Annotated in this window: 19 protein-coding genes; 5 read left to right on the top strand and 14 right to left on the bottom strand. The window is 66.2% G+C overall.

All coding sequences use genetic code 11. The annotated features are described in order from the left end of the window. Positions 1-114: 114 nt before the first annotated feature. The 4 genes from DCM80_RS24745 to DCM80_RS24730 form a co-directional block, all read right to left on the bottom strand. On the bottom strand, positions 115-1,149 hold the full coding sequence (locus tag DCM80_RS24745) for an NADP-dependent oxidoreductase (protein ID WP_257194130.1): 1,035 nt from the start codon (positions 1,147-1,149) through the stop codon (positions 115-117). Between the two features lie 250 nt (positions 1,150-1,399). Further along, positions 1,400-2,893: an IMP dehydrogenase gene (gene guaB, locus DCM80_RS24740; protein ID WP_028135815.1), complete on the bottom strand. Its 1,494-nt coding sequence runs from the start codon at positions 2,891-2,893 to the stop codon at positions 1,400-1,402. 232 nt (positions 2,894-3,125) lie between these two features. Then, positions 3,126-3,536, bottom strand: a complete 411-nt coding sequence (locus DCM80_RS24735; RefSeq protein WP_257194129.1) for a helix-turn-helix transcriptional regulator — start codon at positions 3,534-3,536, stop codon at positions 3,126-3,128. 9 nt (positions 3,537-3,545) lie between these two features. Beyond that, positions 3,546-3,788: a type II toxin-antitoxin system RelE/ParE family toxin gene (locus tag DCM80_RS24730; protein WP_257194128.1), complete on the bottom strand. Its 243-nt coding sequence runs from the start codon at positions 3,786-3,788 to the stop codon at positions 3,546-3,548. Positions 3,789-3,954: 166 nt separating this feature from the next. On the opposite strand from DCM80_RS24730, the gene DCM80_RS24725 reads away from it, so the two are divergent. Further along, on the top strand, positions 3,955-5,445 hold the full coding sequence (locus tag DCM80_RS24725) for an MFS transporter (RefSeq protein ID WP_257194127.1): 1,491 nt from the start codon (positions 3,955-3,957) through the stop codon (positions 5,443-5,445). Between the two features lie 87 nt (positions 5,446-5,532). Here DCM80_RS24725 and DCM80_RS24720 read toward each other — a convergent pair whose 3' ends face one another. Both DCM80_RS24720 and DCM80_RS24715 read right to left on the bottom strand, forming a co-directional pair. Further along, complete coding sequence (locus DCM80_RS24720) at positions 5,533-6,216, bottom strand: RlmE family RNA methyltransferase (protein ID WP_257194126.1); 684 nt, start codon at positions 6,214-6,216, stop codon at positions 5,533-5,535. A gap of 1 nt (position 6,217) precedes the next feature. After that, the gene (locus DCM80_RS24715; RefSeq protein WP_257194125.1) at positions 6,218-7,291 is read right to left on the bottom strand and encodes a Ppx/GppA phosphatase family protein; all 1,074 of its coding nucleotides are present in this window, start codon (positions 7,289-7,291) and stop codon (positions 6,218-6,220) included. Positions 7,292-7,500: 209 nt separating this feature from the next. On the opposite strand from DCM80_RS24715, the gene DCM80_RS24710 reads away from it, so the two are divergent. Next, entirely contained in the window at positions 7,501-9,873 is a 2,373-nt protein-coding gene (locus DCM80_RS24710; RefSeq protein ID WP_257194124.1) for a xanthine dehydrogenase family protein molybdopterin-binding subunit, read from the top strand. Between the two features lie 184 nt (positions 9,874-10,057). Here the strand turns inward: DCM80_RS24710 and DCM80_RS24705 are convergent, their stop codons facing one another. Beyond that, a complete protein-coding gene (locus DCM80_RS24705; RefSeq protein WP_257194123.1) occupies positions 10,058-10,858 on the bottom strand; it encodes a hypothetical protein in 801 nt (266 codons plus the stop codon). 107 nt (positions 10,859-10,965) lie between these two features. Here DCM80_RS24705 and DCM80_RS24700 point away from each other — a divergent pair, with 107 nt between their 5' ends. The 3 genes from DCM80_RS24700 to DCM80_RS24690 are packed head-to-tail and all read left to right on the top strand — an operon-like array spanning position 10,966 to position 14,354. Further along, entirely contained in the window at positions 10,966-11,457 is a 492-nt protein-coding gene (locus tag DCM80_RS24700; protein ID WP_257194122.1) for a YaiI/YqxD family protein, read from the top strand. A 2-nt stretch (positions 11,458-11,459) separates the two neighbouring features. Continuing rightward, the gene (locus tag DCM80_RS24695; RefSeq protein ID WP_257194121.1) at positions 11,460-13,271 is read left to right on the top strand and encodes an ABC-F family ATP-binding cassette domain-containing protein; all 1,812 of its coding nucleotides are present in this window, start codon (positions 11,460-11,462) and stop codon (positions 13,269-13,271) included. 3 nt (positions 13,272-13,274) lie between these two features. Then, the gene (locus tag DCM80_RS24690) at positions 13,275-14,354 is read left to right on the top strand and encodes a D-TA family PLP-dependent enzyme (RefSeq protein ID WP_257194120.1); all 1,080 of its coding nucleotides are present in this window, start codon (positions 13,275-13,277) and stop codon (positions 14,352-14,354) included. A gap of 96 nt (positions 14,355-14,450) precedes the next feature. Here the strand turns inward: DCM80_RS24690 and DCM80_RS24685 are convergent, their stop codons facing one another. The 7 genes from DCM80_RS24685 to DCM80_RS24655 all read right to left on the bottom strand — a co-directional run bounded on the left by DCM80_RS24685 (position 14,451) and on the right by DCM80_RS24655 (position 22,661). After that, complete coding sequence (locus DCM80_RS24685; protein WP_257194119.1) at positions 14,451-15,683, bottom strand: TIGR03862 family flavoprotein; 1,233 nt, start codon at positions 15,681-15,683, stop codon at positions 14,451-14,453. A gap of 145 nt (positions 15,684-15,828) precedes the next feature. Next, entirely contained in the window at positions 15,829-16,746 is a 918-nt protein-coding gene (locus DCM80_RS24680) for an SDR family NAD(P)-dependent oxidoreductase (RefSeq protein WP_257177870.1), read from the bottom strand. A gap of 232 nt (positions 16,747-16,978) precedes the next feature. After that, complete coding sequence (locus DCM80_RS24675; RefSeq protein ID WP_257194118.1) at positions 16,979-17,458, bottom strand: MaoC family dehydratase; 480 nt, start codon at positions 17,456-17,458, stop codon at positions 16,979-16,981. 151 nt (positions 17,459-17,609) lie between these two features. Then, positions 17,610-19,328 carry an AMP-binding protein gene (locus DCM80_RS24670; RefSeq protein ID WP_257194117.1) on the bottom strand — a complete coding sequence of 573 codons (1,719 nt, stop codon included), beginning with the start codon at positions 19,326-19,328 and terminating at the stop codon, positions 17,610-17,612. Continuing rightward, a complete protein-coding gene (gene mmsB, locus DCM80_RS24665; RefSeq protein ID WP_257198037.1) occupies positions 19,328-20,251 on the bottom strand; it encodes a 3-hydroxyisobutyrate dehydrogenase in 924 nt (307 codons plus the stop codon). Before mmsB ends, DCM80_RS24670 begins: the two co-directional genes overlap by 1 nt. A gap of 200 nt (positions 20,252-20,451) precedes the next feature. Further along, positions 20,452-21,519 (bottom strand): enoyl-CoA hydratase/isomerase family protein, encoded by a 1,068-nt coding sequence (locus tag DCM80_RS24660; protein WP_257194116.1) that lies wholly within the window; start codon positions 21,517-21,519, stop codon positions 20,452-20,454. Then, positions 21,516-22,661 carry an isobutyryl-CoA dehydrogenase gene (locus tag DCM80_RS24655; protein ID WP_257194115.1) on the bottom strand — a complete coding sequence of 382 codons (1,146 nt, stop codon included), beginning with the start codon at positions 22,659-22,661 and terminating at the stop codon, positions 21,516-21,518. The genes DCM80_RS24660 and DCM80_RS24655 overlap by 4 nt, the downstream gene beginning before the upstream one ends. Between the last annotated feature and the right edge of the window lie 123 nt (positions 22,662-22,784).

The raw sequence follows: 22,784 nt of genomic DNA, 5'->3' as shown, positions 1-22,784 counted from the left end.
TTGCTAACCCTATGGTAGTAGCATTTCCGCGTTTGCCAATCGGATTTTGCAGCCGTCGTCGGCCGCCCGGCCCTAAGCGCAGGGGCGGCCGACGTGGGTTCGGGAGCACTCGCCTCAGGCTTTGTCCGGCCCGACCCGGACCAGCTGCTTGCCGAAATTGGCGCCCTTCAGCAGGCCGATGAAGGCGCCGGGCGCGCTCTCCAGGCCCTCGGTGACGAACTCCTTGTACTTGACCTTGCCGTCGCGGACCCAGCCGGACATGTCGCGCAGGAAGTCGCCATGGCGTGCGGCGAAGTCGGACACGATGAAGCCGCGGAAGGTCAGCCGCTTGGTGAGGATGTTGCGCATCATCGCGCCGGCCCATTTCGGCGGCTTGGCCTCGGTGTCGTTGTAATGGGCGATCAGGCCGCAGACCGGCACGCGGGCGAACGGGTTGAGCTGCGGGAACACCGCCTCGAACACGGCGCCGCCGACATTCTCGAAATAGACGTCAATGCCTTTCGGGCAGGCGTCCTTCAGCTTGGCGGCGAGGTCGGGATCGCGGTGATCGATGCAGGCATCGAAGCCGAGCTCCCTGACCACGTAGTCGCACTTGTCCTTGCCGCCGGCGATGCCGACAGCGCGTGCGCCCTTGATCTTCGCGATCTGGCCGACCGCCGAGCCGACTGCACCGGAGGCGCCGGCGACGACGACGGTCTCGCCCGGTTGCGGCTTGCCGATGTCGAGCAGGCCCGTATAGGCGGTCATGCCGGGCATCCCGAGCACGCCGATCGAGGTCGAGATCGGGCCGAGCCTGGGATCGACCTTGATCAGGCCCTTGCCGTTCGAGATCGCATGGGTCTGCCAGCCGGAACGAGTGCGCACGATGTCGCCGACCGCGAAATCGGGATTGTTGGACGCCGCAACCTCGCTGACCGCCTCGCCTTCCATCACCCCGCCGACCGGCACCGGCGCAGCGTAGGACGGCCCCTCGCTCATGCGCCCGCGCATATAGGGATCGAGCGACAGCCAGATCGTGCGCAGCAGAACTTCGCCCTGCCCGGGTGTCGGAACTGCGAATTCCTCCAGGCGAAAATCAGACGGCTTGGGTTCGCCGACGGGACGCGCGGCGAGAACGATGCGTTTGGCACTGTGCTGAGCTTGGGACATGGCTTCCTCCGAATTGTCTTTCGACGGGGACGGAAGCGGAGGCAACTCGCCGCGTCAATACAAAAGCGGCGGAGCATGATGACGCTTCATCACGGCTCTCGTGTCCCGGACGCGCGGCAACGTGAAACGTTGCTGCGCAGAGCAGGTCCCAGATCTCGAGACACGACCAAGTCCGGCGATGGGCCCCGGCTCTGCAGCGCATCACCGAAGTGGTGCTGCGCTGCGTCCGGGGCACGAGAGCGGAGAGAGACTAACCTCCGCCCGGATAATTCGGGCTCTCGCGCGTGATCGTGACGTCGTGGACGTGGCTTTCGCGCAGGCCCGCACCGGTGATGCGGACGAACTGGGCCTTGTCGTGCAGCTCCTTCATGTCCTTTGCACCGACATAGCCCATCGCAGCGCGCAGGCCGCCGGCGAGCTGGTGCATGACGTGGCCGACCGCGCCCTTGTAGGGCACCTGGCCCTCGATGCCTTCAGGCACGAGCTTGAGCGTGTCCTTGATGTCCTGCTGGAAGTAGCGGTCGGCCGATCCGCGCGCCATCGCGCCGACCGAGCCCATGCCGCGATAGGCCTTGTAGGAACGGCCCTGCCACAGGAAGACTTCACCCGGCGTCTCGTCGGTGCCGGCGAGCAGCGAGCCCACCATGGCGATGTCGGCGCCGGCGGCGAGCGCCTTGGCGAGGTCTCCGGAGAACTTGATGCCGCCGTCGGCGATGACGGGGATGTCGGCCTTCTTCGCCGCTTCCACCGCATCCATGATCGCAGTGAGCTGGGGAACGCCGACGCCGGCGACGATGCGCGTGGTGCAGATCGAGCCCGGGCCGATGCCGACCTTGATGCAATCCGCGCCGGCATCGATCAGCGCCTGCGCGCCTTCCGTGGTAGCGACGTTGCCGGCGACGACCTGCACCGAGTTGGACAGGCGCTTGATGCGGTTCACCGCATGCAGCACGTGGCGGGAATGGCCGTGCGCAGTGTCGACGACGACGAGGTCGACGCCGGCATCGATCAGGCGCTCGGTGCGCTCGAAGCCGGTATCGCCGACAGTGGTCGCGGCGGCGACGCGCAGGCGCCCCTGCGCATCCTTGCAGGCGAGCGGATGAGCAACCGCCTTCTCCATGTCCTTAACGGTGATCAGGCCGACGCAGCGATATTGCTCGTCGACGACGAGCAGCTTCTCGATGCGATGCTGGTGCAGCATCCGCCGCGCCTCGTCCTGGCTGACGTTCTCACGGACCGTGACGAGGTTTTCGTGCGTCATCAGCTCGGAGATCTTTTGCTGACGATTGGTCGCAAAGCGCACGTCGCGGTTGGTGAGAATGCCGACCAGCTTGCCCGGAATGTTCTTGCCGGCGCCGGTGACGACGGGAATGCCGGAGATGCCGTGATCGCTCATCAGCTTCAGCGCGTCGTCGAGCGTGGCCTCGGGGCTGATGGTGAGCGGGTTCACCACCATGCCGGACTCGTAGCGCTTGACCTGCCGGACCTGTGCCGCCTGCCCTTCAGGGTCGAAATTGCGGTGGATGACGCCGAGGCCGCCGGCCTGCGCCATCGCGATCGCCATGCGCGCCTCGGTGACGGTGTCCATGGCCGAGGCCATGATCGGGATGTTGAGCGGAATGGCGCGGGTGACGCGGGAGCGGATGTCGACCTCGCCCGGCATGACGTCCGACAGGCCCGGCTTCAGCAGCACGTCGTCGAACGTAAAGGCTTCGCGGATGCCCTGAAGTTGCACCGTGGCCATTTGCCAACTCCTTCCTGCGGCCCTGCCGCAAATGCTAATGGATGAGCGCCGCCCTCGGCGTACCTTGCGGCATCGCCTTGAGAATCGGAGCCCATCGGTGGGGTTGACGCGGGTCGATAGCACGGCCGCGCGACGAATCAAAGCAATTCGGACCGCCGGCCAGCCATGCACAGGGGTTTTTTGGTCCATCCGGCGTGGCCCAAGGGGGCAGCATCGATGGCCGGCCCACGCCTCAGTCTATCAGCAGGTCGATCGGAACCCCCAAAGCCCGCGCAAATTTCTTCTGGAGCTCAGCAGGCCCTTTGCGCCGTCCGTTCTCGATCTCGGAGAGATAATTCTGGCTGATACCTGCCGCTATGGCCAGTTCGCCCTGGATCATGCCGCGCCACTCGCGAATTACCCGGATTGCATTCTCTCCATCCGCAAGACGATCAACGACCGCCTTTGGCAGCACCACCTCGCGCCCTTCCTTCACGGCGCGTACGGAGTTTCGGACAATGCGGCTTGCCGAAGCGTCTTCCTGCACTTCCGCTGCAAGGGCGATCAGTCGGTCATATTCGTTACGCGGCAGAATTGCGAGATCGTCGCCTCCTGGCGTTCGAATGAACTGAACGCTGCTCTTCGCGGTGACGGTTTTGGCCATGACGTCCTCTCAGTCGTAGATTTCACGGCGGTGCCCGACCGCATGAATTGTAATCGTGTTGCCTTTCACCGTGAAGAGCACGCGCCAATCGCCGGCGCGGAGCCGCATGCCCGGCGCGCCCTTCAGCGCCTTGACGTCACCCCCGCCGGACTGCGCAAAGGCCTGCAGCTTAAGATCGATCTGGGCGCGCGTGGCGGCCGTAAGCTTGCGCCATTGGCGGACGGCGGCGGAAGTGAATTCGATCTCCTTCACGTCGGAAATATCGCATAATGCGATAAATTCGGCAAGCCCAATGATCCCACAAAGCGATGCCCCTCTCGCAGGATTTAGGTACCATGCGTCGATGCGCAATGGTCCCGGCCAATCGTTGGTGTTAAGCCGCAAAGCAGCCCTTCCCTCCGATCATTACCAATCCGTCATGGTCGACAAGCAACGCGTCATTCCGCTGATCGTCGCCACTGCTCTCTTCATGGAGAACATGGACTCGACGGTGATCGCCACCTCGCTGCCGGCGATCGCGGCCGACATCGGCACCAGTCCGCTGACGCTCAAGCTCGCGATCACCTCTTATCTGCTGTCGCTGGCGGTGTTCATTCCGGCGAGCGGCTGGACTGCCGACCGGTTCGGCGCACGCATGGTGTTCGCGATCGCGGTCGGGGTGTTCATGGTCGGCTCGGTCGGCTGCGCGCTCTCGACCTCCGTCACCGATTTCGTGTTCGCACGCATCCTGCAAGGCATGGGCGGCGCGATGATGACGCCGGTCGGGCGCCTCGTGCTGCTTCGGTCGGTCGACAAGAGCGCATTGGTCAACGCCATGGCCTGGGTGACGGTGCCTGCCCTGATAGGTCCCGTGATCGGCCCACCGCTCGGCGGCTTCATCACCACCTACGCGTCCTGGCACTGGATCTTCCTGATCAACATCCCGATCGGGCTGCTCGGCATCTTCATGGCGCTGCGCTTCATCGATCCCATCAAGAGCGAGACCCAGGAGCCGTTCGATCTCTACGGCATGGTGCTCGCGGGAATCGGGCTTGCCGGCATCGCCTTCGGGCTCTCGGTGGCCGGACTGAACCTGCTGCCGTGGAGCACCGTCGCGGCGCTGGTCGTGGGCGGCGCGATCTCGATGACGCTGTATGTCCTGCACGCCCGGCGCACGGGGTCACCGGTGCTGGACTTCTCGCTGCTGCGGCTGCCGACCCTGCGCGCGGCCGTGTTCGGCGGCTTCCTGTTCCGGCTCGGCATCGGCGCGCTGCCGTTCCTGCTGCCGCTCCTGATGCAGATCGGCTTCGGCCTCTCCCCGTTCCATTCCGGCCTCGTCACCTTCGCCTCCTCGCTCGGCGCAATGGGCATGAAGACGCTGGCGGCGCGCATCATCCGCACCTTCGGCTTCCGCAATCTGATGACGGTGAACGCGATCGTCAGCGCATTCTTCCTCGCCGTCTGCGCGCTGTTCACGGTGACGACGCCGCTGCTCATCATCATGGTCATCCTGGTGGTCGGCGGCTTCTTCCGCTCGCTGGAGTTCACTGCGATCAACACGGTCGCCTATGCCGACGTCGAGACCGCACAGATGAGCCGCGCCACGACGCTGGTCAGCGTCAACCAGCAGCTGGCGATCTCGGCCGGCGTCGCCGTCGGCGCGGCCTGCGTCGAGACCACGATGTGGTTCAGCCATGTCAGCGAGATCAACGCCACCGTCTTTGCGCCGGCCTTCGTCGTGGTCGCGCTGGCCTCGGCGGCGTCGAGCTGGTTCTTCTGGCAGATGCCGGCGGACGCCGGCCACGAGATCTCCGGTCGCAAGGCCGTGGAGATCGCGAGCCGCAAGGGCGCCGGCAAGGGCGCGGAAAAGGCGGCCGTCAAGGCGGCCAGCGAAGATACGCAGGACGTGCGGGACCAGCGGCTGGGGTAGATATGGGTCCCGGATCAGCGCTACGCTCCAGACACCGCTACGCGTTGTCCGGAGCTGCACTTGTCCGGGACGACAGTAAAGATTGGCTCAGGCAGTCCCGCCGCGAAATCCCGTGGCCAGCACGTAGCGTTCCGAGGAATCCTGCCGGCTCGCCGCCGGCTTGACATGGCGCACGCTCGCGAAGTCGCGCTTGAGCTGGGCGAGCAGGTCGGCGTCGGCGCCGCTCTGGAAGGTCTTGGCCAGGAACGCACCGCCGGGCTTGAGCACGTCGCAGGCAAACGCGGCCGCGGTCTCGACCAGGCCGACGATGCGCAGCTGGTCGGTCTTGCGGTGGCCGGTGGTGTTGGCGGCCATGTCGGACATCACGACGTCGGCGCCGCCGCCCAGCATCGCGGTGAGCTTTTCGGGCGCGTCGTTGTCCATGAAGTCCAGCTGCGCGAAATCGACGCCGGGAATCTCGGGCATCTCCAAGAGATCGATCGCGACGACCTTGCCCTTGCCTTCCGTGGAGCCGACGCGCTTGGCGGCGATCTGGCTCCAGCCGCCAGGCGCCGCGCCGAGATCGACCACGGCCATGCCGGGTTTCAACAGCCGATACTTGTCATCGATCTCTAACAGCTTGAACGCGGCGCGCGAGCGATAGCCCGCGGCCTTGGCCTTGGCGACATAGGGATCGTTGAGCTGCCGCTCCAGCCAGAGCTTGGACGAGAGCTTGCGCTTGCCGCCGGTCTTGACCTGGACATGCAAGCGGCCGGTGGTGTCCTTGGCCATCTCACCAGCTCCTGAGCGCGCCGTCCTCGCGCATCATCTCGACCAGCATGCCTTCGCGCAGGCCCCGGTCGGCGACGCGCAGGCGCGGCAGCGGAAAGGCGCGCCTGATCGCATCGAGGATGGCGCAACCGGCGAGCACGAGATCGGCGCGCTCGACGCTGATGCAATTGTTGGACGCGCGCTCCTCGTAGCTCATGCCGAGCAGCTTGTTGATGGTCGCGGTGATGTCGGCATCGTTCATCCAGATGCTATCGATGCGGCGGCGGTCGTAGCGCGCGAGGTTGAGATGGATGCCGGCGAGCGTCGTCACCGTGCCCGAGGTGCCGAGCAGGTGCATGTCGGCGAGATCGCCGCCGTGCTCCTCCGCGAACGGCGCGACATGGTTTGCGACCTCCTGCTCCATCGCAGCGTAGATCTCCGGCGTCACGTCGCGTCCGCCGAACTGCTCGGCGAGCGTGACCACGCCATAGGGGATCGACATCCAGGCCTTGATGCGCGGCTCCGGATTTTCCGGGTCGCGCTCGATCCGCACCAGCTCGGTCGAGCCGCCGCCGATGTCGAACAGGATAGCGCCGCGCCCCCTCGGGTCGACCAGCGGCGAGCAGCCGAGCACCGCCAGCGCGGCCTCGGTCTCGCGGTCGATCACCTCCAGCTCGATGCCGGTCTCGGCCGCCACGCGGCTGCGGAACCCCTCGGCGTTCGAGGCCGCGCGGCAGGCCTCCGTTGCGATCAGCCGCAGCCGGCGCGCCTTGCGCAGGTTGATCTTGTCGCGGCAGATACTGAGCGCGGCGATGGCGCGCTCGATCGCGGCCTCGCTGATGCAACCGGTCGCCGAGACACCCTCCCCGAGCCGGATGATGCGCGAGAAGGAATCGACGACACGAAAGCCGTCCTGGGTCGGACAGGCGATCAGCAGCCTGCAATTGTTGGTGCCGAGGTCCAGCGCCGCATAGACGCCGGTTCCCGACGCCTGTGCGCCTGCCGCCGGTTCGGTGGCCAACGCCACTGCCGCCATCGACCGCTCCAGCTCGCCGTGCGGCGCATGGCCGTCGCGGAGCCGCGTGTGGTCATTCATACAAACTGTCTTTCCGCGGCCGGTCGGGCCGGTCTGGAATTGCTTTTTCGCCTGAAACATTAGCAGCGCGGCGGGTATGCGCAACAACGCATCACATGGGACCATGCCCATTCGTGCGTTGTCGTGAACGGGGTCGTGGGTTATCTCAGATGAGTCCGGTGCCATGCTGCCGCGAAAATGCGCAAATGCCGGCTTTTCAGGTCAATTCCATGCAAGAACACACCAAATCCTCCACGCTCGAGAACGCTATTGCACTGCAAAAATATGGCGTCGGACAGCCTGTCCGCCGCAAGGAGGACGACACGCTGGTGCGCGGCAAGGGCCGCTATACCGACGATTTCAACCTGCCCGGCCAGGCCTATGCCGTGGTGGTTCGTTCCACCCACGCCCATGGCCTCATCCGCGGCATCGGGATCGATGCCGCCAGGGCGATGCCCGGCGTGCTGGGCGTGTGGACCGGCAAGGATCTCGACGCCGCCGGCTACGGCCCCTTCACCTGTGGCCTTCCCCTGAAGAGCCGCGACGGGTCGCCCCTGCTGCAGACCAACCGCCAGCCGCTGGCGACCGACAAGGTCCGCTTCGTCGGCGATCCCGTAGCCTTCGTGGTGGCGGAGACGCTGGCGCAGGCCCGCGATGCCGCCGAGGCGGTCGAGCTCGAGGTCGAGCCGCTGCCGGCGGTGACCGACCCCGAGGAAGCCGCCAAGCCCGGCGCGCCGCAGCTCTATGAGCACATCCCTGATAACGTCGTGCTCGACTATCATTACGGCGACGCCGACAAGGTCAACGCGGCCTTCGCCAGCGCTGCCCACGTCACCAGGATCGACATCGAGAACACCCGCGTCGCCGTGGTCTCGATGGAGCCGCGCGTCGGGCTGGCCTCCTACGACAAGACAACCGAGCGCTACACGCTGCAGGTGCCGACGCAGGGCGTGGCCGGTAACCGCGCCAATCTCGCCAAGAACCTCAAAGTGCCGAACGAGAAGGTGCGCATCCTCACCGCCAATGTCGGCGGCTCCTTCGGCATGAAGAACATCAATTATCCCGAATACATGTGCATCCTGTATGCGGCGAAGGCGCTGGGCCGGCCGGTGAAATGGCTCGACGAGCGATCGACCGCCTTCCTCTCCGACAGCCACGGCCGCGCGCAGAAGATCCACGCTGAGCTCGCGCTCGATGCCGAAGGGCATTTCCTCGCCGCCAGGCTGTCCGGCTACGGCAATGTCGGCGCCTACATCACCGGCGTCGCGCCGGGACCGCTCTCGCTCAACACCGGCAAGAATTTTTCCAGCGTCTATCGCACGCCGCTGATGGCGGTCGACATCAAGGTGGTGCTGACCAACACCACGCTGATGGGCGCCTATCGCGGCGCCGGCCGACCCGAGGCCAATTATTACATGGAACGGCTGATCGACCGCGCCGCCGACGAGATGGGCATCAACCGGCTGACCTTGCGCAAGCGCAACTTCATCAAGCCGAGCCAGATCCCGTTCGCGGCCTCCTCCGGCGTCACCTACGACAGCGGCGACTTCCAGGCCGTGTTCAACAAGGCGCTCGAGATCTCCGACCACGAGAACTTCGCCAAGCGCAAGAAGGAGAGCAGGAAGGCTGGCAAGCTGCGCGGCATCGCGGTCGGCTCCTACCTCGAGGTCACGGCGCCGCCGAGCCCCGAACTCGGCAAGATCGTATTCGATGCTGACGGCACCGTGCAGCTCATCACCGGGACGCTCGATTACGGCCAGGGCCATGCCACCCCGTTCGCACAGGTACTGAGCGCGCAGCTCGGCGTCCCCTTCGACAACATCAAGCTGGTGCAGGGCGACAGCGACATCGTCCACACCGGCAACGGCACCGGCGGATCTCGCTCGATCATGGCCAGCGGCCAGGCCATCGTAGGCGCTGCCAAGCTCGTCATCGAGAAAGGCAAGCGCGCGGCGGCGCACCTGCTCGAAGCGTCGGAGGCTGACATCGAGTTCGAAGGCGGCAGGTTCACGATCGCCGGCACCGATCGCAGCATCGACATCATGGAGCTCGCCAAGCGCTTGCACGACGGCAAGGTGCCCGAGGGCGTGCCCGACAGCCTCGACGTCGATCACACCAGCGAGCCGATCGCCTCGGCGTTCCCGAACGGCTGCCACGTCGCCGAGGTCGAGATCGATCCGGACACCGGCGTGGTGCAGATCGTGCGCTACAGCGCGGTCAACGATTTCGGCACGGTGATCAACCCGATGCTGGTCGCGGGCCAGCTCCATGGCGGCGTCGTGCAGGGCATCGGCCAGGCGCTGATGGAGCAGATCCGCTACGACGACAGCGGCCAGCCGATCACGGGCTCGCTGATGGACTACGCCCTGCCCCGCGCCGAGGACGTCCCGAACATGACGATCGGCGATCATCCGGTCCCCGCCACCACCAACCCGCTCGGCAGCAAGGGCTGCGGCGAAGCCGGCTGCGCCGGCAGCCTGTCGACGGTGGTGAACGCGGTGATCGATGCGCTGTCGGAGTACGGCATCAAGCACATCGACATGCCGCTGACCCCGGAGCGGGTATGGCGCTCGATCCAGGAGGCGAAGAGTAAGGCGGCGTAGGAGCTGCCGGAGGGACGCTCGCCGCCTCCACACCCACAACTGTCATCGTCCGCGAAGGCGGACGATCCAGTATTCCAGAGATTGCGCGGCTGGAAGCGAGAGGCCGCGGCGTACTGGATGCCCCGGACAAGCCGGGGCATGACACTGCCTTTGGCGCGACTGGCGTCGCCTTGCCCGGCCTTCGCTACGCCGCCGCCTGCTCGCGCGGCTGGTAGATCGCGGTGTGCTGGCAATGCGCCAGCGGCGTGGTACCGTTGGCGACGACCAGCGCGTCGAGCTCGACGAAGCGGTGGCCCTTCTTCTCGTAATTCGCGGTGACCTTCGCCCGCGCGGTGATCTCGTCGCCGGCGCGTGCGGCCGACAGCAGCTGCATCCGGCTGCCGACGTGGATCCAGGGGCCCAGGATGGTGTTGTCGACCAGCACGCGGTTCATCACGCGCTGGATCAGGCCGGGATGGCCCAGCCCCTCGCGCGCGAACATCGGATCGCTCTCCCTGATGTCAGTGAGATAATCCGCCGCGTCCCGCCCAATCCAGCGGCGCGGCGCCGTGCCCAGCCATTTGCCCGTCTCGAACGTCGCGGGACCGACCGGCTTGCGCTCGGCCGCCACGGGCACTGCGACATAGTCGTCCAGCGACACCGCCGGCGCGGACGCCGGCAGCGAGGCCGTCCCGGTCGCGCAGAGCTCGGTACGGCTGAACACCTCGATGGTCAGCAAGCCCTCGTGCTCGGTGGCGTCGACATCGGCGGTCTCGCCGTCATAGACCGGCTTGATGAAGCGCGCCTCGACCAGCCCGCGCGCCAGGAAATCGCGCCCCCAGCGCGCGATCGGCACGTGCATCATGTAGGCGAAGACGTCGACGCCCGGCACCAGCCCGCCGGAAAAGCCGAAGCGCTGCGCCACCTTGTCGTCATGCATCTTGTTCTCGGACTGCTTGGCGGTGTTGTAGGCCTCGACGCGGTAGGTTTCGAGCCGGTTCGGCATGGCTGGCGTTCCCCATATTTCTTGTTGCTTCAGGGCCGATCGTAGGCCCCGGGGAACAGCGGTCAATCCCCTCGCCTTTGCGGCCCGAATGGGGTACCACGCGGCGAATGACCGACACCCCCACCCGCATCTATGTCGATGCCGACGCCTGTCCGGTGAAGGACGAGATCTACCGCGTGGCGCTCCGGCACGGCGTGCCCGTCAGCGTGGTCGCCGGCAATTTCATCCGTGTGCCGCAGGACCCGCTGATCGAGCGCATTGCCGCAGGGAGCGGCATGGACGCGGCCGACGACTGGATCGCGGAGCGCGCCCGCCCCGGCGACGTCGTGGTGACCTCGGACATTCCGCTGGCGAGCCGCTGCGTCAAGGCCGGCGCCGACGTGCTCGCGCCGAACGGCAAGCCGTTCACCGAAGAATCAATCGGGATGACGTTGGCGGTGCGCAATCTGATGACCGATCTGCGCTCGGCCGGCGAGGTCACGGGCGGCCCCAGATCGTTCGCGCCGCGCGACCGCTCCGCCTTCCTCTCGGCGCTCGACCAGACGCTGCGGCGGATCGCGCGACGTCGCGCTGATGCAGCCGCAACCAGTCAGGGCTGACCATGGCGCCGCCGCTGATCCAACTCAAGGATATCAGGCTGACCTTCGGCGGCACGCCGCTGCTGTCGGGCGTCGAGCTCAACGTCGCGCCATCCGAGCGGGTCTGCCTGATCGGCCGCAACGGCTCCGGCAAATCGACGCTGCTGAAGATCGCGGCCGGCCTCGTCGAGCCGGACGGCGGCACGCGCTTCGTGCAGCCCGGCGCCACCGTGCGCTATCTGCCGCAGGAGCCTGATTTCGGCGCGCACAAGACCACGCTTGCTTACGTCGAGTCCGGGCTCGCACCCGGCGACGACCAGCATCAGGCGCGCTATCTCCTGGAGCAGCTCGGCCTCACCGGTGAGGAGAACCCGCACGATCTTTCCGGCGGAGAGGCCCGCCGTGCGGCACTGGCCTATGTGCTGGCGCCCTCGCCCGACATTCTGCTGCTGGACGAGCCGACCAACCATCTCGATCTCGCCACCATTGAATGGCTGGAACGCGAGCTCGACGGCCGCCGCAGTGCGCTGGTGATCATCAGCCACGACCGCCGCTTCCTGACCAATCTCTCGCGATCGACCGCCTGGCTCGACCGCGGCCGGATCAAGCAGATCGACCGCGGCTTTGCCTCGTTCGAGAGCTGGCGCGACGAGGTGCTGGCGGAGGAAGAGCGCGACCAGCACAAGCTCGACCGCAAGATCGTCGACGAGGAGCACTGGCTGCGCCACGGCGTCTCCGGCCGGCGCAAGCGCAACGTCAAGCGCCTCGCCAATTTGCACGCGCTACGCGACCAGCGTCGCAATTATCGCGGCACGGCCGGCACCGCCAGTCTCGCAGCCAGCGAAGCCGAGCAATCCGGCAAGCTGGTGATCGAGGCGAAGGGCATCACCAAGGCCTATGGCGAGCGCAAGATCGTCGACAATTTTTCGACCCGCATCCAGCGCGGCGACCGCCTCGGCATCATCGGGCCGAACGGCGCCGGCAAGACCACGCTGGTCAATTTGCTCACGGGCGGCATGCAGCCGGATTCCGGGACGATACGTCTCGGCGCCAATCTGGAGGTAGCGACGCTCGATCAGCACCGCGAAAGCCTCGACCCCAAGTCGACACTGGCGGAGGCCCTGACCGGCGGCCGCGGCGACCAAATCATGGTCGGCGGCAAGCCGAAGCACGTGGTCGGCTACATGAAGGATTTCCTGTTCGCGCAGGAGCAGCGCGGCACGCCGGTGGAGGTGCTCTCCGGCGGCGAGCGTGGCCGCTTGATGCTGGCTCGCGCGCTGGCCAAGCCTTCGAACCTCCTGGTGCTGGACGAGCCGACCAACGACCTCGATCTCGAAACGCTCGATGTGCTCGAGGAGATGCTCGGCGACTACGAAGGCACCGTCATCCTGATCAGCCACGACCGCGACTTCCTCGACCGCGTCGTCACTTCCGTGATCGCGCCCGAGGGCAACGGCAAGTGGACCGAATATGCCGGCGGCTACAGCGACATGCTGAGCCAGCGGGGTGCAGACCTTAAGCGCGAGACGGCGAAAGCGCAACCGGCTGCGGAAAAGAAGGAGGAGCGCTCCGCTGCTCCCACCTCCGCGCCGAAGCGGAAGCTGAGCTTCAACGAGAAGCACGCGCTGGAGACGCTGCCGAAGAAGATGGAGACGCTGCAGGCCGATATCGCCAAGCTGCAGCGCGTGCTCGACGATCCCAGTCTCTATGCGAAGGATCGCAAAAAATTCGACGATACGTCGGCCGCCATCGCCAAGGCACACGAAGAGCTGTCTGCTGCCGAAGAGCGCTGGCTCGAACTGGAAATGCTTCGCGAAGAGATAGAACAGGCTTAGATCATGACCACGCCCCTTGCCGCCAAGATCGCCCGCGAATACGGCACGCCCTGCGCCGTCATCGACATGGACCGGGTCGAGCGCAATATCGCGCGGATCCAGAAGGCCTGCGACGACGCCGGCATCGCCAACCGTCCGCACATCAAGACGCACAAGAATCCGACCATCGCCAAGATGCAGATCGCGGCCGGCGCCAAGGGCATCACCTGCCAGAAGCTCGGCGAGGCCGAGATCATGGTCAATGCCGGCATCGACGACATCCTGATCAGCTACAATCTCGTCGGCGACGAGAAGATGGCGCGCCTCGGGGCGCTGCAGGCGAAGGCGAACATGACGGTGGCCGCCGACAATTCCACCGTCGTCGCCGGCCTGCCGAAGGCAGCCGCTGCATCGGGCCGTCCGCTCTCGGTCGTGGTCGAATGCGATACGGGGCGCAAGCGCGCCGGGGTCGAGACGCCCGCCGAAGCGATCGCGCTGGCGCGCGAGATCGCGGCGTCCAAGGGGCTCGAATTCGTCGGCTTCATGCTGTACCCGACCGAGACCGGCTGGGCCGACGCGCAGAAATTCTACGACGAGGCCCTGGCTGGCGTGCGCGCCCACGGGCTGGACGCAAAAATCGTCTCGACCGGCGGCACGCCGAACCTCCTCAACATCGGCAAGCTCAAGGGCGGCACCGAGCACCGCTTCGGCACCTACATCTACAACGACCGCATGCAGGTCGCCGCGGGCTCGGCGACCTGGGACGACTGCGCGCTGCACATCTATTCGACGGTGGTGAGCCGCGCCGCGCCCGAGCGCGGCATCCTCGATGCCGGCTCGAAGACGCTGACGACGGATACCGGCGGCCTCGACGGCCACGGCCTGATCCTGGAGCACCCCGAGGCCAAGATCGCCAAGTTCGCCGAGGAGCACGGCTTCCTCGATCTGTCCCGCAGCAACACCCGGCCCAATGTCGGCGACGTCGTCCGCATCGTGCCGAACCATGTCTGCGTCGTCGTCAACATGATGGACGAGGTGGTGATGGTCCGCGGCGAGGAGATCATCGGCACGCTGCCCGTGGCGGCGCGGGGGAAGCTGCGGTAGCGGCTGCCGTAGGGTGGGCAAAGCGGAGCGTGCCCACGACTTTCTTGCCGTAACCGCGAGAGATGGTGGGCACGGCGCGCTGCGCCTTTGCCCACCCTACGATTTCTCGAGCCACGCCAGCACACCCCTGCCCGCAGCAAGCCCCGTCGCGAACGAGGCCTGCAGCAGGTAGCCGCCGGTCGGTGCTTCCCAGTCCAGCATCTCGCCGGCGGCGAACACGCCGGGCAATTTGCGCAGCATGAAGCGGTCGTCGAGCTCGGCGAAGGTGATGCCGCCCGCGGTCGAGATCGCGCGCTCGATCGGGGCGATGCCTGTGAGCTGCACCGGAATGGCGTTGATCAGCTGCGCAAGCTCCGCCGGCGCGAACGAGGCCAGCGTTCGGCCGGACGCAATGGCGGCCTCCTGCATCAGGCCGATGCCGACCGGCGACACTTGCGCGTCCTTGCGCAGGAAATTCGCCAGGGATTGCTTGCCGCGCGTGCCCGATAGCCGCGTCGTCAACGCGCCGGCATCGAGGTCGGGCCGCAATGCGATAGTCAACGTCGCATGGCCGAGTTCGAGCACGGCTTCGCGCAGCTCCGCCGACAGCGCATAGACCGCCCCGCCTTCGATGCCGCTGCGGGTGATCATGGCTTCGCCGCGCACCGTGTGCCCACCGATCGCCAGCGCCACGCCCTTGAGCGGCTGTCCCTCGAAGCGATCGCGGAACACGTTTGACCACGCGACCGTGAAGCCGGAATTGGCGGGCCGCAGTCTGGAAATGGCAACGCCCCTGGCAGCGAGGAGCCCGACCCAGCCGCCATCCGAGCCGAGCCGCGGCCAGCTCGCGCCGCCGAGCGCGAGGACCGTGGCGTCGGCAACGACCGCCGCCTCGCCATTGGGCGTTCGAAACAGCAGTCGCCCCTCACCGTCCCATCCGGTCCAGCGATGCCGGAAGGCAAACCGCACCCCGCTGGTGTCGAGGCGCCGCAGCCAGGCGCGCAGCAAGGGCGAAGCCTTGAACGCGTTCGGAAACACCCGGCCGCTGCTGCCGACGAAGGTCGGCTCGCCCAATGCTTCACTCCACGCCCGCAGCGCCTCGGGCGAGAACGCCGCGATCGCCGCTTGCAGATTCGGTGCCGCCTCGCGGTAGCGCGCCATGAACTGCGGCAACGGCTCGCTGTGAGTGAGATTGAGCCCGCCGCGGCCCGCCATCAGGAATTTGCGGCCCGCGGACGGCATCGCGTCATAGACGGTGACGCGCGCGCCGCCCTGCGCCAGCACCTCCGCCGCCATCAGCCCGGCGGGACCGGCGCCGATGACGGCGATGTCGTTATGGGGTGAGGTCATGGCGGGAGTTTAGGGCAGATTCTCACGCCTCGCTCGTCATTCCGGGCGCGCCACTTGGCGCGAACCCGGAATCCATCAGGCGGCGGATTCTGAGGAGCGATGGATTCCGGGTTCGCGCTACGCGCGCCCCGGAATGACCGAAGGGTTAGAGCTTGATCCCCGCCCGCGCTGCGGCCTGCGCCACGTATTTCTGCGTCTGCTCGAACGCGCCCGTCAGCGCCCTGGCCTTCGACATGTCGCTGATCTCGGCGAAATGCGCGGCGACGGCGTCGGGCGTCCATTCGGACTCCGGCAGGTTGATGCCCTCGCTCTCCAAAATCTTGATCACGGCGAAGGAGCCGGCGCCGGCGCCCATGATGGTGCGGGTCGGGGCGTCCTCGCTCAGCATGTACTCGACCGCGGGCGTGATCGCGTTCGGCTTCATCAGCTGCAGCGCCTGCGGCGGCAGCAGCTCCTCGGTCATGCGGGTCGCCGCGGTGGGCGAGATGATGTTGACGCGGATGTCGTTCTTGCGGCCCTCTTCCGCGAGCACATTCATCAGGCCGACCATGCCCGACTTCGCCGCGCCGTAATTGGCCTGGCCGAAATTGCCGTAGAGGCCGGACGACGAGGTGGTCAGCACGATTCGGCCGTAATTGCGGTCGCGCATGCCGGCCCAGGCCGCCTTGCAGCAATAAAAGGTGCCGACGAGATGCACGTCCAGCACCTTCTGGAAATCGGCGGCTTCCATCTTGCCGAACGATTTGTCGCGCAGGATGCCGGCATTGGCGCACAAGAGGTCGACGCTGCCCCATTCCTTGGTGGCGCGCTCGACCATGGCGGTGACCTGCTCGAAGTTCGAGACATCGGCGCCGTCGGCCATCGCCGTGCCGCCGGCCTTGCGGATTTCCTCGACCACGGCTTCGGCTGGCGACAGCGAACCGCCGGTGCCGTCGCGCGCGCCGCCGAAATCGTTGACCACCACTTTCGCGCCGCGGCTGGCCAGCCCCAGCGCATGCGCCTTGCCAAGACCATTGCCCGCGCCGGTGACGATGGCGACGCGTCCGTCGAACCTGATTGCCATGAGTGTTTCCTTTCTTCCTTCTCCCCTTGTGGGAGAAGGTGGCGCGCAAGCGCCGGATGAGGGGTATGTGTCGGCAGGCGAGTCCGCGGAGAGAGACCCCTCACCCGGCTTCGCGTTCCGCGAAGCCACCCTCTCCCACAGGGGGAGAGGGTAAGAGCGCTCCGCGAGGGATTTGGTCAGCTTTTGAGCAGCGATAATTGGCCGGGTCAAGTCCGGCAACGAGGCCTCGGGACTACTCGAAATAGATCAACCCCAGCCAGTCCGCGGCCAGCGCCGGCTTGTCCTCGCCTTCGATCTCGACCGTGACGTTGGTGCGGGACTGCAATTCGCTCGGCTTGCGCAGCTTGGCTTCAGCGAGGACGAAGCGGCCGCGGACGCGCTTGCCCGCGCGCACCGGGGAGATGAAGCGCAGTCTGTCGAAGCCGTAGTTCACGCCCATCGTGGTGCCCGCGATCACCGGCATCACCTCGTAGGACATGATCGACATCAGCGACATCGTCAGGAAACCGTGCGCGATGGTGGTGCCGAACGCGGTCTCTTTCTTCGCGCGTTCCGGATCGACATGGATGAACTGGTGATCCTCGATCACGTCGGCATAGGTGTCGATGCGGGGCTGGTCGATCAGGTGCCACGAGGACACGCCGATCTCCTTGCCGACCATGGCCTGATAGGCCTGAAGCGTAATCGGCGGCTTCTTCCAGACTTCGTTCATTTGGTCACTCCTGGTGCCGTCATTCCGGGGCGATGCGGAGCATCGAGCTATGATGCGCAATTGCGCATCTGAGAATCCATCGCGCCGCAGAGCCTGCTGCGAAATGTATTCCGGGCTCGCGCTTCGCGCGCCCCGGAATGACGAAATCTCACTAACTTTCGCCCCTTGCCTTCACCAGTTCCGGAAAATCCTCCTCGCGGAATTCCCGGCCGCGCAGGGGATCGTCGCGATCGTCGTCGCGTTCGAGCCGTCGTAGCTGCACGCGACGGATCTTGCCAGAGATCGTCTTCGGCAGCTCGGTGACGATTTCGAGGCGGCGGATACGCTTGAACGGAGCCAGCCGGCTATGCAGATGCCTGAAGATGGAGAGTGCCGTCTCCGGCGTCCGCTCCGTGCCCGACGTGAGCAGCACGAAAGCCTTGGGGATGGCGAGCCGGATCGGGTCCGGGCTCGGCACCACCGCGGCTTCCGCGACCAGCTCGTGCTCGAGCAGCACGCTCTCGAGCTCGAACGGGCTGATGCGGTAATCGGACGACTTGAACACGTCGTCGGAGCGGCCGACGAAGGTGAAATAGCCCTCGTCGTCCTCGAACACGACGTCGCCGCTGCGATAGAGCTCGCCCTCGGCGCCGGACAGCTTGCCGTCGTCGCCCTGGTAACCCTGCATCAGGCCGGCGGGGCGATCGGCGCCGAGCACCAGCGTGACCTCGCCTTCCCTGGCCGGGTGACCGTCAGCGTCGCTGATCTGCACGCGATAGCCCGGCAGCGGCCGGCCCATCGAGCCGATCTTGATCTTCTGGCCCGGCGAGTTGCCGGCGAGCGCCGTAGTTTCGGTCTGGCCGTAGCCGTCGCGGATGGTGAGGCCCCAGGCAGCCCGTACCTGGTCGATCACTTCAGGATTGAGCGGCTCGCCGGCGCCGCAGACCTCGCGCAACGCCACCTTGAACGAGGCGAGGTTCTCCTGGATGAACAGCCGCCACACCGTCGGCGGCGCGCACAGCGTGGTGACGCCGCAGCGGCCGATGGTGGCGAGCAGGCCTTTCGCATCGAAGCGCGGCTGGTTGACCACGAACACGGTCGCGCCCGCGTTCCACGGCGCGAAGAAGCAGCTCCAGGCGTGCTTGGCCCAGCCGGGCGAGGAAATGTTGAGATGGACGTCGCCGGGCTTCAGCCCAATCCAGTACATGGTCGAGAGATGGCCGACCGGATAGCTGCGCTGGCTGTGCCGGACGAGTTTCGGCTTCGCCGTCGTGCCTGAGGTGAAATAGAGCAGCATCGGGTCGTCGGCGTTGGTTACACCGTCGGCAGCAAAACTTTCGGAAGCCTTTGCCGCGTCATCGTATGACAGCCAACCGTCGGCGGCCGCGCCGACCGCGATGCGAGCGATGTTGTCCGCACCAAGGCTCGCAAACTTCGCGACCTGATCCTCGGCGGCAACCACTGCCTTGGCCTTGCCGCGATCGAGCCGGTCGCGCAGCTCGTCCGCCGTGAGCAGCGTGGTCGCGGGAATCACGACGACGCCGAGCTTCATCGCCGCCAGCATGGTTTCCCACAGCGGAACCACATTGCCGAGCAGCAAGAGCAGATGATCGCCGCGCTGCAAGCCTTGCGCGCGGAGAAAATTTGCGACCTGGTTGGAGCGCTTGGAGAGCGCTGCGAAGGACAGCTTTGTCTGGCGATCCTGTGCGGCATCGACGATCCAGAGCGCGGGGCGATCCCTGCTCTCCGCATTGGTTGCCAGCTCGGCGTCGAACCAGTCGAGCGCCCAGTTGAAGGGGACCGGATCCGGCCAACGGAAGTCTTTGACCGCCGTCTCGTAATCCGTGCGATGTTGCAGAAGGAACGCGCGCGCTTCCTGGAATGTCGTCATCAAGCTTTCCCGGCCAGACTCCTAACGTGCTTGATAATTCCGGAAAAATCCACCCCACCCTGGCCGGCTGCGTCGAAAGACTGATAGATCTCCTGCGCATGCTTGCCGAGCGGCGTGGCTGCGCCGGCAGCCTTGGCGGCATCCTGCGCCAGCGTCAGATCCTTCACCATCAGCGCCGAAGCGAAGCCCGGCTTGTAGTCGTTGTTGGCGGGCGAGGTCGGCACCGGGCCCGGCACCGGGCAATAGGTCGTCAGCGACCAGCACTGGCCCGAGGAGGTCGAGGCGACGTCGAACAGCGCCTGATGCGAAAGGCCGAGCTTCTCACCGAGTGCAAAGGCCTCGCTGACCGCGATCATGGAGATGCCGAGGATCATGTTGTTGCAGATTTTTGCCGCCTGGCCGGCGCCGGCGCCGCCGCAATGCACGATCTTCTTGCCCATGTTCTCCAGCACCGGCTTGGCCGCGGCAAAGGCCTTCTCCTCGCCGCCGCACATGAAAGTGAGCGTCGCGCCCTTGGCGCCGCCGGTGCCGCCGGAGACCGGCGCATCGACCGAAAGCACGCCGTGCTTCGCCGCCAGCACATGCGCGGCCCTCGCGCTCTCGACGTCGATGGTGGAGCTGTCGATGATCAGCGCGCCCTTGGTCATTGCCGGCACGACCTCGCTCCAGACGCCGAGCACGTGCTTGCCCGCGGGAAGCATGGTGACGACGACATCGGCGCCTTTCACCGCAGCGGATGCACTGTCGGCAATGCCGGCGCCATCGGCCTTGGCCTGATTGCGGGAGGCCTCCACGAGGTCGAACGCCACCACCTTGTGGCCGGCCTTGACGAGGTTAGCCGCCATCGGGCCGCCCATGTTGCCCAGACCAATGAATGCGATCGTGGCCATTGTCGTTTCCTCCCGCTTGAGACGCTGATCTATTTCAAATTCAGCACTGGTGGCAGCTTGGGGTTACCTCTCCCCAGCGGGGAGAGGTCGGATGGCGGAGCAATCCGGGTGAGGGGCCGCAGCGTCTGAGAGACCTGATCCCCTCACCCGGATCGCATCTTCGATGCGATCCGACCTCTCCCTACGGGAGAGGTGGTCCGAATTCCTGCCGCATCGATTCGGTAATTCGCACACTAGTTGAACCTCAACTCGTCGGCGCCGATCTCGGCGAGATACGGCGCCAGCATCTGTGGCGTCACATCCTCGATCCGCGACGGCGACCAGGTCGGGTTGCGGTCCTTGTCGATCACGGCGGCGCGGACGCCCTCACGGAAATCGTCGCTGCGGAAGACTTCGAGCGCGGCGCGGTACTCTCGCACCAGGCACTCTTCCAGGCTCGACGATTGGCGCGCGAGGCGCAAGAGCTTCAGCGTCACCACCATGCCGCGCGGCGATTTCTCGTTGAGCGTCTTCAGCGTCGCCTGCGCAAACTCAGAGCCGTCGCGCTCGAGCGCCGCGAGGATGTCTTCCATGCGGTCGAAGCCGAACAAGGCATCAATGACCGGCTCCTTGGCGGCGACCGGCCCGGCGATCTCGCCGGTGGCGAAGCCGGTGATGAGCTTGCTCACATCGGCCGCGGTCGCACCCGAACGTAGCTTCGTCAGGGCCTCGCGCAGCTCGGGCAACTTCACCGCCGGCACGACCCAATCGGCGAACTTGGCATGGATCGCATCCGGCCCATTCATGGTCTGGCCGGTCAGCCCGAAATAGGTGCCGATCTCGCCCGGCGAATGCGCGAGCAGATAGGTGCCGCCGACATCGGGGAAGAAGCCGAGACCGACTTCGGGCATGGCGAGCTTGGTACGATCGGTGACGACGCGATGGCTGGCATGGGCGGACAGACCGACGCCGCCGCCCATCACGATGCCGTCCATGAAGGCGACATACGGTTTCGGAAATTTCTTGATCCGGGCGTTGAGGATGTATTCCTCGCGCCACAGGATCTTGCCGAGGTCGCCGTTCACCTTCGAGCTTTCCCAGAGCGCGCGGATGTCCCCGCCGGCGCAGAGCCCGCGCTCGCCGGCACCTTCCAGCACGATCACGGCGACTTCAGGATCGGCCTCGAAGCGATCGAGCGCCTTCTCGATGTCGCGAAACATCTCCAGCGTCACGGCATTGATCGCCTTCGGACGATTGAGCCTGATGATGCCGGCCGCCCCCTCGACGCGGGCGATGAGATCGCCCTCTTCCACCCCGCTCATCGCGCGCCCTCGATCAGTTTGCGCGCCACGATGAGCCGCATGATTTCGTTGGTGCCTTCGAGGATCTGGTGCACGCGCAGATCGCGCACGATCTTCTCGATGCCGTACTCGCTGAGGTAACCGTAGCCGCCGTGAAGCTGCAGCGCATGGTTGGCGACCTCGAAGCCGACATCGGTGCCGAACCGCTTGGCCATCGCGCACAGCATGGTGGCATCGGAGTCTTTACGGTCGAGCGCGGCCGCAGCGCGCCACAGGAAGGTGCGTGCGGCCTCGAGCTCGATCGCCATGTCGGCAAGGCGGAATTGCAGCGCCTGGAATTCGTCGAGCCGCTTGCCGAACGCCTTGCGTTCCTTCATGTAGGCGCGCGCCTTGTCGAGCGCGGTCTGCGCGCCGCCAAGCGAGCACGCCGTGATGTTGAGGCGGCCGCCGTCGAGGCCGGCCATCGCAATCTTGAAGCCGACGCCCTCTTCGCTCAGCCGATTGGCGACCGGCACGCGGGCATTCTCGAACATCACCGCACGGGTCGGCTGCGCGTTCCAGCCCATCTTGCGCTCGTTGGCGCCGAAGGAGACGCCCGGCGTCTTGCCGTCGATGACGAGGGTCGAGATGCCGCCGGGACCATCACCGCCGGTCCGCACCATCGCCACCAGCAGATCGGTGCCGCCGGCGCCGGAGATGAACTGCTTCTGGCCATTGAGGACGTAATGGTCGCCGTCGCGCACCGCGCGGGTGCGCAGCGCCGCTGCGTCCGAGCCGGCGCCCGGCTCGGTCAGGCAGTAGCTGGCGATCAGATCCATGGTGCAGAGCTTTGGCAGCCATTGGTGGCGCTGGGTGTCGCTGCCGTGAGCGTCGATCATCCAGGACGCCATGTTGTGGATGGAGATGAAGGCCGAGGTGGTCGGGCAGCCGGTCGCCAGCGCCTCGAAGATCAGCGCCGCGTCGAACCGCGTCATCGCGGATCCCCCGACATCGTCGCGAATGTAGATGCCGCCCATGCCGAGCGTGGCTGCCTCGCGCATCACGTCGACGGGGAAATGCTTCTCCTCGTCCCAGCGCAACGCATGCGGCGCGATCTTTTCCGCCGCAAACGAGCGTGCCATGTCGCGAACCGCGATCTGATCCTCGTTCAGAGCGAACTGCATCTCAAAGCCCCCGCCGGGATAGGGTTACCTCTCCCCGGAGGGGAGAGGTCGATTTGCGCAGCAAATCGGGGGAGGGGGTGCTGCTCCAACGAGAGAACGTAGCCCCTCACCCGCGCCTTCGGC

This window comes from Bradyrhizobium sp. WBOS08, from assembly GCF_024585125.1.
In the GTDB taxonomy this organism is placed as follows: Bacteria; Pseudomonadota; Alphaproteobacteria; order Rhizobiales; family Xanthobacteraceae; genus Bradyrhizobium; species Bradyrhizobium japonicum_B.
Note: the sequence above shows the minus strand (reverse complement) of the source record. Positions and strands in the feature narration are given on the sequence as shown.